The sequence below is a fragment of the Paenibacillus anseongensis genome (genome assembly GCF_009757995.1).
GTDB classification, from domain to species: domain Bacteria; phylum Bacillota; class Bacilli; order Paenibacillales; family NBRC-103111; genus Paenibacillus_E; species Paenibacillus_E chondroitinus.
The window spans coordinates 341,892-354,574 of record NZ_WSEM01000004.1 but is presented as its reverse complement, the minus strand read 5'-3'; the positions used below and the strand labels follow the sequence as shown (position 1 = coordinate 354,574).

Sequence of the window (12,683 nt, the reverse complement as noted above, 5' to 3'; positions counted from 1 at the left end):
ATTTACAACGACCTCCGCATTCTCATTAATGTTGTCATGAGTTCAGCCTTAATCAAACTGCGTAACATTGTAAAATGGTGGACGTATCCGCGAACTTTATATTCAACATTAATGCCTAAAGCTGTGGTTGAAGTTTTTAACACTCTGATGTCACGCTCTTTCATTGCACTCTTAATATTTTGTATTTCAGGATAAATTGCGTCCTCAACTTCTTTTAAATAAAACAGAATATGACCATATATAATTTTATCTTTGTGAACCCTAAGCTCTTCCGAATCCCTTGCCAGCATATCAAGTAAAATAGGAAACAATGTAAATTCTTTGATTAATTGAACATCTTCTTCGGTCTCTACACTTGTCATGACACTCATTTAATCACCTCAAAATAAGAACATTTGTTTGTATTTTATATTATATACCGAACACGTATTCGCTATGCAAGTTATTTTTAGGAACTCAAAAATCCCCAAAGCCATTTAAGCAGTGGGGATTTACTTATTTACTAAATGGGTTCTATTGGCAAAGTAATACTCTCCGAACTCATGAGTACTTCATCTACCTTTAAGGACGTAGTACACTGGAAATGTGATTGCAGTTGCTATACTCAAACAAACAAATGAACTAGGGGTAATTAATTTCTTCATTCTAATGCTCCTTGCTTCCTTCAAATCCCATTAGTCATAGATAGCTCTAAGGTGTACCATTATTATGGGTGATGAAGAAAATGTTTATTCCTCCAATGCTTCTCCAATATGCCAAAAACAACGAACCGTTTGATAATGATTCTACTTTCGCCGAATTGAAATGGGATGGTATTCGGTTGATTGTATCAAATATGGATGTGTTTAAACTATACACAAAGAACACGAATGCAACAGTAAAATATCCTGAACTACACAATCCACCGATTCCTAAAGGAACTATTCTCGATGGAGAAATTGTTGTCCTTGATGAACAAGGGCGGGCGGACTTCGAAGCAACAAATGCAGGTCTCCGATCCAATAAAAAGCGTAAACCAGTCGTATTTATGGCTTTTGACATCTTGTATCATCAAGGCGTGGACGTGACTGGGTTGCCATTAGTTCGACGTAAGCAACTACTTGAAGAGACACTTATGGAGACGGAACAATATAGAATTGTTCGGCCAATTAAAGGCAGTGCAAGGGACTTTTTTAAAATCGTATGTCAGCATGGTCTTGAAGGTATTGTCATTAAGAAAAAAGACTCGAAATATGAAAAAGGAGTACGCTCCTGGTCATGGCAGAAGGTTATTAACTACCAAACGGCAGAGGTATACATAACCGGATACAGCAAGAAAGAACATTCTTGGCTTCTTAGCTATCAAGAGGGTGAGTCTGTCCGCAGTATTGGCACCATGGAGCTTGGAATAAGTAAGTCTGCTCGTGAATCAATGATGCCTGTGTTTCATTCTTTTAAAAGTGGTGAGAGCAAAGATTACGTCTTTATAAAGCCTGTAGTACGCTGTAGAGTTAAATATAGGGATTGGTATAAATCTGGAATCATGCGACTTCCAGTCTTTGAGGAGTTTATTGTTTAGGGGATGACACTTATGGAATACCGAGTTAAGCATACAGAGACAGGCGAAGAGAAAACACTAAGTCATTTAGAAGTGAATGATATGGATTATGATGTAAATAGCCGCATCGTTGTTTTCGATACAAACATGGAGGCATATTTTTTAATTGATGAAGTTCAAGAGTACTGAATTGTCGAGAATTATTGGATTTCACAGAAAACATCAAAGAATCCCTTCATTGGAACAGGTTGAGAGGGCTTTTAATGATGCAATGGCTGGAGATATTGATGGAGCCCTGCGGCTTCTAGACTGGAAACGTCACTGCTTTTATGTAAAAAATGATTACGAAAGAGAAGTTATGTCGAAGGTATTTAGGTATTGCACCAATGTTATAGAATAAAAGTTAAGCCTGGGGGTGCCCCAGGCTTTCGCTTATTCCAACAAGTATCAAATCCGTGTCTAACAGACGTTCCCGTTAAACAAAAAGGGCAGTTGCCGCGGCATCTGCTCCCTTACTTTGAACTAACGTTATCCGTTAGCTTAATCCCAAGCCAAAATTCAATTTCGTTTTATCATTTCATTATGTATAACAAGATCCCTACTCTGAAAATAATAACTCCGTTAAGGGGTGTTAGTTCATGGAAAAAAAACAAATTATTGAACTTATTGACGCTAATGTTAATCAAATTCAAACATTGATTCATGAAAGAGTAGAAATCTGGCAAACCTACGTTCTCTTTTCAGGTTTATGGTGGTTCGGCTTATTCTTATCCATTTTTCCTTGGATAGTTTGGATTTTCTTACGTGATAAACATAGTACTGACCGAATTCTATACGCTGGATATTTCGTTATGGTTATCTCACTCATTCTTGACATTCTTGGGGATCAGTTAGGATTCTGGCATTATAGGTTTAATGTTATTCCAGTACTTCCAACTTATTTTCCATGGGATATAACTCTAATGCCAGTTTCGGTAATGTTTCTTATACAAATAAAACCTAAAACTAATCCTTACCTTAAAGCAATATTTTTTGCACTTCTTACTTCGTACGTCGCAGAACCATTTTTCACATGGCTTAAGATTTATGAGCCGCAAATTTGGAAATTTAGCTACTCAGCCCCAATTCAATTCATCATTTATTTGCTTGCTCATTACTTCAGCAGAAGAAATAAATTTAAAGAATTGACTTAATAGCGTACTGTATTTGTGCATTCAAAAAGGCAGCTGAGCACAATCAGCTGCCTTAATGTCGTGATTAAACTATAGTTCTGCTTAGCGTAACATGCAGGATGCCACGTCCACGATTTTGACTATACAATAATTAAGCTTCTACAAGCTCTGGTCTCTTAATTTGAAGCGGAGGAGGGATCAACCAACCTTTTTCTTTACTAACTTTTAGGATTTTCAATCCAATTGCTGTTTTGGTTGCGTGATATTTAGCAAATAGGGCCCCAATGTCTTCTCGTGTTGCCTTACTCATAATTTGACTACATGCAACTAAGCTAAGGGAGGTATCAGCGCCAACCATAGAAGCGATTTCTTGATCGGAGAACTTTACACCAACAGGAATATCTTCTAACTTAGTTTCAGGTCTTTCAGGTAAAGAAGGGGAAGGCACGATACCATTATTTATTAATATAGTATCGCACTCACTTATTTCAAGCTCAGCTTGGTTAATGATGTCGCCAAGTATTTTCTTAAGGTCATTATCACCAACATGATACTGATATGCTCGGTTGGCAGAAACACAGCCTTTGGCCGTCATTGAGAACTGCCACAAATCATAGATCTCCCCATAATGTAATGGTTCATCCTTTTGATTACCAGATAAGATACCCATTGTTGCAACTCCTTTAAATTAGATTATTCTCGGTGTTGACTCGAAAAAGTAATTAAATGCTGAAGTGAAGTACTTTGACTAATCTGTTAACGGGGTTTTGTGATGGTACAAATGAAGCACTTATGTTTTTTGCCTTTTAATTGCTGTACGTTATCACAATAGATGCATCTCATGACGTTCACCTCTGGAGGTTATTATGTCGTTGGTTATTAGTGTATATTCATGATAAACCGAATAATTCAACCACTTCAATGAATAAAAAGAGTGACCCACAGCAACGCGCTGTGAGTCATCATTATTTTAAAAGGGTGGTTTTATTAATAGGCTTGATTCATTAATGTTAAATTAAGATTTCATTCTTGTGTTACATTTATTCAACTAACGTTTCCCGTTAGCGTAATGATCCTTACTTCTATCTGCTATCTGTAAAATGGTTCACCGTTGTAGATCTAAGCACAAAGTAAGATTTGACCATAGTTTCACATCGGCATATAAACACAAACAGCCACTCGGAACAATAGAGTAGTTTTTTGTATGTTGAATTCACACTTTTTGTTTCTTTTTGTTTAAGAATTTCTGTCGAAAAACAAAAGTTATAAATCCTTTCTAATTGGACAATCTAATTTTCAGAGGTGACAGAGCTATGAATAAAACTGAATTAAAACTAACATCGACGGAAATTGGAGTTTTATGGGGGCAATATGTAAATGGCACAATGGTAAATTGTGTGAATAAATATTTGCTTACCATTATAGAAGATACATCCATTAGAGAGGTTTTTGTCGATGCAATAAAAATAACTGAGAATCAAATGAAGCAGGTTTCTACTTTTATTCTTAATGATGGATTTCCATTGCCCATAGGGTTTACAGATGCAGATATCAACCCCAATAAAAAAAGATTATTTTCGGATGTTTTTTGTTTGGATTATTTGTATCTTATGACAATTCATGGTTTAAACGGTCACGTATTTTCGCTTACTACATCAGTTAGAAAAGATTTAAGGGATTTCTTTGACTCCTGTTTGACGGATGGAAAAAATATGTACCATCGTACCGTTGATTTATTACTTGAAAAAGGGCATTTTCAAAGAGACCCGTATTTTTTCCCGCGTGCAAACCCAGAGTTTATTGACAGCAAAAAATATCTCGATGGTTATTGGGGAGATAAACGTCCTCTTTCTGCCATAGAAATTGGTAATATTTCCTTAAACCTAAAGAAAAGTATAATGGCAAAAACACTTGGAATTGCATTTAGTCAAATTGCTGGATCCAAGGAAATAAGGGAATTTCTAACAGATGCAGTTGAAACGTCAAATGACCAAATTCAATTACTAAGTAAAAAACTAAAAGATGATAATTTACCTGTACCAATGTCATCGGAAACTGAAATAACCGAATCTACAGATTCGCCGTTTTCAGATAAACTCATCATGTATCACACTGGTTTTTTGTTTATAACTGCTCAATCATATCATGGATTAGGACTAGCGGGTTCTATGAGGTCTGATTTAATTCTTGATTACGAAAGAATAATTCTCAAAGACCTAACAGTATCAAAAAAATGGTTTGATCTAATGGTAAAAAATAAATGGTTAGAACAACCTCCAATTGCACCAAACAGAAAAGAAATTGCTAAAGACCAATAGCTATCCAGCTTATTACTAGGAAAAGCCCTCTTTGTAGATGTTCAAAAGAGGGCTTTTCGGTATTTTTCTTGCGCTAATCTGCCCGTTAGGTGAGTGAAGGCCGCCAATCGTGCAGGCAGCCTCCCATTGTATTTTATATTGAACGAACGTTCGCCGGACATTTGTCATATAGGTAAAGGAGAAATAATATAAATTTGCTTATCACACTTTTATGTGCTAAGATTGGGTTATAAACAGCTCTAACATAAACTCACATATTGAAAAAGTGATCATTTGTGTAATGGTACCTTTTTCAATGTGTGATTTTTTTTGTTTAAAAAAGCATGTTAATAACAATTTGGAGGTAATTTTATTATGGAAACAGGAACAGTGAAATGGTTTAACGCAGAGAAAGGTTTTGGATTTATTGAAATGGAGGGCGGAAATGACGTATTCGTTCATTTCTCCGCAATTCAAGGGGATGGATTCAAATCGTTGGACGAAGGACAACGCGTTGAATTTAATGTAGCTCAAGGCAACCGCGGTCCTCAAGCCGAAAATGTTATAAAACTGTAATTCACAGTGAACTGTCCTTAACAAGTGTTAAGGGCAGTTTTTTATCTAAGGAGGAGAAAACTATGTATTTTCGAAGAAAATCGCTAGAGGATCTCGTTCAGGAAAACACCAAAGTCTGGGAATGTAATAACGAAAATTGTAAGGGGTGGATTCGGGACAATTTTTCGTTTGAGTTCATCCCAACTTGCCATCAGTGCCTTTCTCCTATGATTAGTAGCTTAAAAATGCTCCCTATCATTTCTAACTCCAATAAAAATAAGAAGTCTCTTCATAAAGGCAGACTAATCTCATAATATAAAATAAAGATGTTACTACATCAGAAAAGCGGTTTTCTATCAACATAAGTACACCTAATTCGAACGTTAATGTCGCATTTTCTACTATTGATGACATTATTAATTTTTATTCCAAACAGGGTTTGCAGACTAATGCAGCCAATTTAAGCAATTTAAAGAATGACACAAGTAATGAAAGGGATGGTATATCATAATTAAAGAAATGACTTCTTACACTCGACCTGCAAGGACAATTAAAAAGAGTTCGTGGTTGATAATGGTTTCCTGCGTTTTTTCTTCATTCTTCTTCACTGTTTGGGGGGGATGCCTTTTGTTTGGTTGCCTCCTTTATATAGCCTTTTCGAATCGAAGGTCAGAAATCCCAGTTAGCGTGATCCCCAAGTTCTTATAGCAAGTAATAATAAACTAGTTTTTCTCTTGATTCACTATCTCTTACAAAATTAAGTTTTCGAACAACAGTTGCTTCAATTATGACTAAGCCCATTTGTGTGAAACCAAAATCTATTACAGGCTCCAATGCTTCTTGTTTTATTGCTTTTCCCCAATATCCTTTTGCTAGTTCAAATCCGATTTCAGCTCTAGATCGTTCTCCTTGATACCAGCAATGGAAGCCACAAGTCAATAAATTCAGCATCTTTGCTGGAATATAACCTTTTTAGGGCAGAACCAATGTTACTATTGGTTCTGCCCCTTTTTTATAAATATTAATTTCAATGCAGCTTTAATTTAAATATTCAATCATAATATTCGTATACAGGGTATCGAAAGAGCCGTCGGAAATTTGGTTCACCCAGAAATAAATCACATCACCTGGCATTATATTGATAAGTCTGGTTTACCTTGAAGTACCATAAGTAATTGTCTATCAGAATTGACACAAATAGCTGCCGCACCGACCCACCTATTCATCGGAATTCCCTCCTGCCAAAAGTCTGACCTTCACACTATATTTTAACTCATATTGGAGTATCCTGCCCGTTAGCTTAATGGCATCTTATGGTAAATTATTTAATACATTGCTCATAATGGATAGCGGTAGGAAATCGATGATAATTGAAGTAAACGAGAGTTTTTAATTTTGATTAATGTACACAAAAATCAAATGTTTCACGGGGATGAAATCAGCGCTCAAGGGGAAATTTGAGCAAATTTGAGGAAGAGTTTTCGAAACTTATTCACAAAATATCGAATTTTGTACAGATGTACCTCTGTAGTAATGCTAGGTATCATTTTGTATGGTAAAAAATACATAGACCTGTTAAACTAAATTACGACAAAATATTTAGCAAATACTCCAACCGATGGAGAATATTTCTAAGGGTAGGCGGATCGTCGTGAGTGTTGTAATGAATGTGAATGCGGGGCAACAAAATGAACGAATAGAACTAAATTCCTATTTCGATGGCGGACTTCTTCAGTACATAGGTTGGAGCATCTTAGGTTCTTTGGTAACACTGATAACGTTTGGAATTTGCTACCCTTGGAGTTTGACCATGATTTATAAATGGAAAATTGAACATACCGTTGTGAACGGCAGAAGGCTTCAATTTAACGGTACTGCAATGGGTTTGTTCGGGAATTGGATTAAATGGTGGTTACTGCCTTTTATTACGCTTGGCATTTATAGCTTTTGGCTTTTTATTGCTTTAGAGAAGTGGAAGACGAAGCATACAACGTTTAGATAATAAAGGGGTTGATCCTTTGAAATTTGGATTACGAACGCCTAGTCTAAAGAAACGAATTGCTGCGCGAACAAGCCTGAAGAGACAGGTCGTTCATCGATTGGGCATAAAAATGCCGCGTGGTTACGGATGGCTTAGAAACCCAAAGAAAGCTGCATACAACAAGGTATATAACCGAACAACGTTTGATATTTTTAGCTTAATTAAAAAATTGTTTAAATAAAAAAAGCCCTCAATCCCTTTAATCAGGGAAAGAGGGCTCGATTTGTTAAATGAGTCCTTTTCGATGAAAGACAGTGAGCAGGCTATAAAAATCATGACTCCGCCCATCGGGCGTATCGATTAAGTTACATCTTACAGCAGCTTCAACCGCATCCTTTGCCCAATCAGGAACGGGCATGTTATTTTGTTTCTCTAATGTGTTAATCTTTTCAATATGTGCATCGGCTGTATTTAACAACGTTTGAATTTGTCCCTTTAAAACTTCGACTTCTTCCTTTAACATTTCATCGTCCTCCTCTAATATAAAGCCTTGTAATCTATTGCTCAGAAGCCTGTTCATTAGCTTTTCGGCGTATTCGGTATCTGCAGCCCATCCGCGTGCGGCAATTTCATTAATTTGTCCCTGTTCTGTTTCGAAAATCTTGACATTGGCATACCTGCCGTTTTTTTGGATGAAATCGACATAACCAATTACGGGGTCGTCGTAACGAATATAGAAGCCACCCTCTGCCGAAGGACGAGGTGTGCCCTTCATGGACAATGGCATGTAACTCTGCCATGTTTGACCTGCGATGTTATTATTATTTATGAAATTAAAACTTTGGAAGTGCCCTGTTTCCAATTGCCACTGTGCAAGTATCACTGTAGGAAGCCAGTTTACTTGAAGGCTGGCTTCCTTTGCTCTTCCCCACCAATAGGAAATATCTTGAGCGGTCATTTTGTCCCCTCACCTTTCTGTTTTAACTGTTCAAGTGCATTTTGAATAGCTGGAGGCCATGGGACCCCGAGAACTCCGAAATTTTCAACGAGGGATAGCCCTTCACGACCTGCATAATAGTAAATGGCGAGTGTTCGAAATATAGGGGCTTGTCCGCCCATCATTTGATCAAGTTGATAAGCCAAAATGATGACGAGGATAACAATACCCTTGCGGACTCCCCCCCATAACATCACGTCGCTATTCACTTTCTTTTGTTTCCATGCCCCTAAAAAACCTGTTACATAGTCAGCAATCATTAGATAAGCTAAAAGCCGGATCGAAACATCCCATCCTCCAAGAGAAGTAACTGCGAAAGTGGCAATGGTTGCAAATATTCCTCCAAACGTCATTTCCTTGCTTGTAGCTCCTGCAGCAGCAGTAAACAAATACGTGCTAAGATATCGAATATCCATAAAAGACCTTCTTCCTATTCCCTGGTTGAGAACGATTAGTTATTTTTTAGATATGCCGCGAATTTTTGAAAAACTAATGGAACAAATTGATAGTCGTCATAGGTCAAAGTACCGGCATGAAGTCTTGTTTCAAAATTCACCCAATAATCATAACCATTTAAAATCTGTTTCTCTTTGATGAGGATGTCTAAAGCTTCTTTAAACGTCATCTTTTCAGGATTAATCTCTGCTGTACCCGTCCACATATCAGTTACAAATCCTTGAGTGAAGAAACTTTTCGGAATCCAACCATAGCCGAATTGCCCCCAAGCTGTTCCCCAACTATTTCGAACTAAGACGTATTGAATTCCATCACTGAATGTCTGATAGCCACAAGCAAGAATTGCATGCCCACCGAGGAATGTTTCCTTTGTTGTGTCTGGAACAGGGATCATTCCCGTGTTACGAACGGTTGAACTCTCGAAGCTGTTATAAATGCTAATCCCAAGGACAACCGGCTGCTCTTGGGCGAGTGCTGCAAGCATATCATCATACGAAATAACACGGTGATATTCGGCAATCTTGAACTCTCCTGCGCGGGCGGTTGCTTCTTCAGAAGGTTGGTCACGAAACTTGGATTCAATATAAGGCCATAGTGATTCTGGAGAACATCCAACCTGCTGCAGTACTTTCATTCCATCTCGAATGTAAGCCCCAGAATCTTCATTGATCGTCCCCTCTATCTCGCGCTCTTTCCAGTAATGAAAAAGACGGCTGAGCCTAGTTAGTGGCCTGCCGTCTTTGATTAATTGATATTCTCTTAGTCCGCTTACAATCGCGTTAGATGTGCAACTCCCAAGGCTCAGTTGATCGACAATCGGTGATAAGTTCTGACGAAGGTCAACTTTATCTGGAAGACTAACTACTGCTGTTGCTTTCATTGGTTTAAAAAGAAAGTCGCGCGGATCAATCGGATCTGGTTTCAAACTGTACCTTTTTTGCATAGATGTTCCTCCTTTTAATTAGGCAGCTGCTATTGCGTTTCGTAAATCAATCCAATGCTGCCCCTTGCGTTTTACTGTTATATCTATGATTGGATCTACACCCCATGTTGGTGCAGCTACACCCAGAGAAACATAAATGTCATTAATCGCCTGTCTGATCTCGATCAGATGAATCGCTCTAATATTTGTACTTCCTGTGCCGTTCGTCCAATCCTTAATAGTTGAATCTGTCCAGATAATGACAGCCAATCCACGGGCCTGCCGTACTGTGTTCACCTTGTTTCGGATATCATCAATCGTTCGTTTGCTAATCGTCGTGTGATCTACTGCAAGAGTAGTCGGATAGGTTGGCGTTTCTATGGTAATGTTTGTGACTGCACTCCACGCTCCCCAATCCTTGCTATCGTAAGCACGAGCTCGAATATACGCTATTCCATTTGGCAGTGTATTAGTAGGTGTGTGCGTTACTAGAGAGCCACTCGCGAACGGTGCAGTAACGTTAAAAGATTGAGGCGTTCCCGACATGGTAACGGCTGTAGGTGATGTGAATGTCGGAATTGGTGATCGTTGGAACTCAAGATCTAAGAGACTCGCATCATTAGCATCAATAACCTTCATTCGAATCTTAGGTCGATCATTGTACACTTTGCCGCCGGCTACCACATTCTCAATCGTTGTTACCGCATAACTATTCGTCGTGAATGGTGTAAAGTTCAATGAGCTTTCGTTTTGGGCATAGTCGGTATAAGTAACGCCCCAACGGTACATAGTGCTGGGCGTTAACCCAGTGAAGTTATACGATAATCCCGTAACGCTTGCCGGGAACCCGGCGACGTTACGCCAAGCGTTGCCGGCAAACACCTGTAAGTACAGCGTAGTAAGCAGCAGCCCGGAAGATACAGGCCCGTCACTGAAGGAAGACCAAGAAACGCCGTTAGAAGTGGCATAGAGTATGCCGTTTGTTTGGGTTGGAGTATCAGGTGCGCGCGTATCAGTAATGACCGGATATTTCGTACTTCCGGGACTCCAATTTCCTGCAGCATCAAGATACGTCACCCATACCCAATACCTTGTATTGGGCGTCAAACCTGGAATTGTGAATGATGTAGATCCAACCGCAGGTTGATGAGTAGCTACTCGATTACCTACATCGTCATCTACTACTACAAATAAGCCACTCGGCATAACTCCAGCACTCGGAGCAGGATCATTAAATAATGAATATGTGGTTGCAATTGTTGTTCCCGTTACTGCTCCAATGGTCAAAGATGGAGCATAAGGTGATTGCGTATCAATAACAAGACGAACATGAGAGAAATTTGAATCTCCTCCACCAGATCCGTTTGCTATATTAACCATGCCTGCTGCATCTTTTACTTGAATACGAATCCAATAAGTTCCGTCAGCGCCAATAGCACCTGCAGGAATTTGGAAAGTGTTTGCAGAACCTACACGCCATCCAGAATCCCAAACGACATAAGAATAAGCATTATCAACAACTTGAACAAGATACTGGCTTTGAGAATCTCCTGCGTCTGGATCATTAAACGTCCACCCTACTGTCGGAGTTCTTGTATTGATGTAATAATACGTCCCGTCAGCACTTGCGGCAGCAGCAACATAAGGATTTTGCGGAGCATTTGGAGCTTGATTAGGAATAACTGCTTGTACTGCAATGTACGGAGGATATGAACTGTTACGAGAGTAAATTTCAGAAATTAACCATACACCATTAGCTCCCGATATTTCATTTCTCAAGTACACTCCATAACTGGTTCCGCCCGCTTGCCTACTTCCTAAAAATACCTTCGTTAATGGATAAGAAAACCATGTCTCTCCTGTTAACGCTCCCCATCCAGCACCAGAAATATAGCTCCCCATAACTGTCATCTTATACGGATTATCTTCTGTTGCACCTTGTCCGAATGGGAATGACCATACTGCCACGCTTGAAAGTGTGCTCGCGTAAGTTGTCCTCGCCATAAAGTTCGCACCCTTTACCTGTGCATCGGAACGAAGTGCATTCGGATTCCAATAAAGCATCATGAATTTATAGGTGTCGCCTTCATTCGACTTAACATATTGAGAACCTACGTTAATGGTAGCGTTGTACGGATATTCGATTTGACTTGCCTCATTTTGCGTGTAATCACAAATGATTGGAACATTGATCGTAACAAGTGATCCAATAGAGTACTCGATCACAAGTTGCGGAGCAAACGAAATTCCTCCACTATAATTCCGTGAAGCGAATCCTTGTTGATAAGGAACACCGTTTACATAATAAGACAGCATGAAGCCTGCGAATCCAATTCGGCTTTTAACTAAACTACTTACGTCCAAATTCATCCAGTTACCCGAAGCTACGAGAGGTACGTTTTGACTTGTAGATAAACTGTCTACCAATCCTGAATAATATCCGCTGCCGCCGAAGCTATTGTAGTTTACGGTTGATTCAGTAAAGTCTGTAATTGTATTAACGCTGAAAGGAGTTGATGTTCCAACGCCCCTGTTGCTTGGATTTGATACTGCATACAGTTTCAAAGTTGCAGAAGTTACAAAAGCATTTGCAGGAAGTTGAGAAAAATCAAAAGTCATAATTGGATATTCTTGATACCCGCTATAAGAGACACTCATACTTCCAGAACTTCCGTAGTTCGTAGCAGGTGAACCACTTGCTATATATGAATCTTTCGTTGCCGTTAGCGTTAGCGTAGGCATTGCTCTACCTCCTTTCTAAAAGAA

Annotated in this window: 15 protein-coding genes; 8 read left to right on the top strand and 7 right to left on the bottom strand. The window is 38.8% G+C overall.

All coding sequences use genetic code 11. From position 1 onward, the window contains the following. Positions 1–2 precede the first annotated feature (2 nt). The gene (locus GON05_RS03615; RefSeq protein ID WP_157317850.1) at positions 3–371 is read right to left on the bottom strand and encodes a YhjD family protein; all 369 of its coding nucleotides are present in this window, start codon (positions 369–371) and stop codon (positions 3–5) included. Positions 372–715: 344 nt separating this feature from the next. On the opposite strand from GON05_RS03615, the gene GON05_RS03610 reads away from it, so the two are divergent. From GON05_RS03610 to GON05_RS03600, 3 genes are all read left to right on the top strand, one after another. Next, positions 716–1,558: an ATP-dependent DNA ligase gene (locus GON05_RS03610; protein WP_246238816.1), complete on the top strand. Its 843-nt coding sequence runs from the start codon at positions 716–718 to the stop codon at positions 1,556–1,558. Positions 1,559–1,570: 12 nt separating this feature from the next. Next, positions 1,571–1,726, top strand: a complete 156-nt coding sequence (locus GON05_RS03605) for a hypothetical protein (protein WP_157317848.1) — start codon at positions 1,571–1,573, stop codon at positions 1,724–1,726. Between the two features lie 449 nt (positions 1,727–2,175). Next, entirely contained in the window at positions 2,176–2,730 is a 555-nt protein-coding gene (locus GON05_RS03600; RefSeq protein WP_157317847.1) for a CBO0543 family protein, read from the top strand. Between the two features lie 130 nt (positions 2,731–2,860). Here the strand turns inward: GON05_RS03600 and GON05_RS03595 are convergent, their stop codons facing one another. After that, positions 2,861–3,379 (bottom strand): DUF3231 family protein, encoded by a 519-nt coding sequence (locus GON05_RS03595; protein WP_157317846.1) that lies wholly within the window; start codon positions 3,377–3,379, stop codon positions 2,861–2,863. 643 nt (positions 3,380–4,022) lie between these two features. Here GON05_RS03595 and GON05_RS03590 point away from each other — a divergent pair. The 3 genes from GON05_RS03590 (at position 4,023) to GON05_RS03580 (ending at position 5,875) form a co-directional block, all read left to right on the top strand. After that, positions 4,023–5,027: a DUF3231 family protein gene (locus tag GON05_RS03590; RefSeq protein ID WP_157317845.1), complete on the top strand. Its 1,005-nt coding sequence runs from the start codon at positions 4,023–4,025 to the stop codon at positions 5,025–5,027. 354 nt (positions 5,028–5,381) lie between these two features. Further along, positions 5,382–5,582, top strand: coding sequence for a cold-shock protein (locus GON05_RS03585; RefSeq protein WP_157317844.1), 201 nt, complete (start codon positions 5,382–5,384; stop codon positions 5,580–5,582). A 62-nt stretch (positions 5,583–5,644) separates the two neighbouring features. Next, positions 5,645–5,875 carry a cold-shock protein gene (locus GON05_RS03580; RefSeq protein WP_127458669.1) on the top strand — a complete coding sequence of 77 codons (231 nt, stop codon included), beginning with the start codon at positions 5,645–5,647 and terminating at the stop codon, positions 5,873–5,875. A 388-nt stretch (positions 5,876–6,263) separates the two neighbouring features. Here GON05_RS03580 and GON05_RS03575 read toward each other — a convergent pair whose 3' ends face one another. Then, the gene (locus GON05_RS03575; protein ID WP_157317843.1) at positions 6,264–6,512 is read right to left on the bottom strand and encodes a GNAT family N-acetyltransferase; all 249 of its coding nucleotides are present in this window, start codon (positions 6,510–6,512) and stop codon (positions 6,264–6,266) included. A gap of 712 nt (positions 6,513–7,224) precedes the next feature. Here GON05_RS03575 and GON05_RS03570 point away from each other — a divergent pair. Together GON05_RS03570 and GON05_RS39185 are read left to right on the top strand one after the other, a co-directional pair. Beyond that, on the top strand, positions 7,225–7,563 hold the full coding sequence (locus GON05_RS03570) for a YjgN family protein (protein WP_157318056.1): 339 nt from the start codon (positions 7,225–7,227) through the stop codon (positions 7,561–7,563). A 16-nt stretch (positions 7,564–7,579) separates the two neighbouring features. Further along, on the top strand, positions 7,580–7,783 hold the full coding sequence (locus tag GON05_RS39185; protein ID WP_145656804.1) for a hypothetical protein: 204 nt from the start codon (positions 7,580–7,582) through the stop codon (positions 7,781–7,783). Between the two features lie 45 nt (positions 7,784–7,828). Here the strand turns inward: GON05_RS39185 and GON05_RS03560 are convergent, their stop codons facing one another. The 4 genes from GON05_RS03560 to GON05_RS03545 are packed head-to-tail and all read right to left on the bottom strand — an operon-like array spanning position 7,829 to position 12,659. Continuing rightward, positions 7,829–8,500: a glucosaminidase domain-containing protein gene (locus GON05_RS03560; RefSeq protein WP_157317842.1), complete on the bottom strand. Its 672-nt coding sequence runs from the start codon at positions 8,498–8,500 to the stop codon at positions 7,829–7,831. Then, the gene (locus GON05_RS03555) at positions 8,497–8,955 is read right to left on the bottom strand and encodes a phage holin family protein (RefSeq protein WP_145656807.1); all 459 of its coding nucleotides are present in this window, start codon (positions 8,953–8,955) and stop codon (positions 8,497–8,499) included. Before GON05_RS03555 ends, GON05_RS03560 begins: the two co-directional genes overlap by 4 nt. 35 nt (positions 8,956–8,990) lie before the next feature. Then, positions 8,991–9,938, bottom strand: a complete 948-nt coding sequence (locus tag GON05_RS03550) for a C1 family peptidase (protein WP_157317841.1) — start codon at positions 9,936–9,938, stop codon at positions 8,991–8,993. Positions 9,939–9,956: 18 nt separating this feature from the next. Continuing rightward, a complete protein-coding gene (locus GON05_RS03545; RefSeq protein WP_157317840.1) occupies positions 9,957–12,659 on the bottom strand; it encodes a DNRLRE domain-containing protein in 2,703 nt (900 codons plus the stop codon). Positions 12,660–12,683 lie beyond the last annotated feature (24 nt).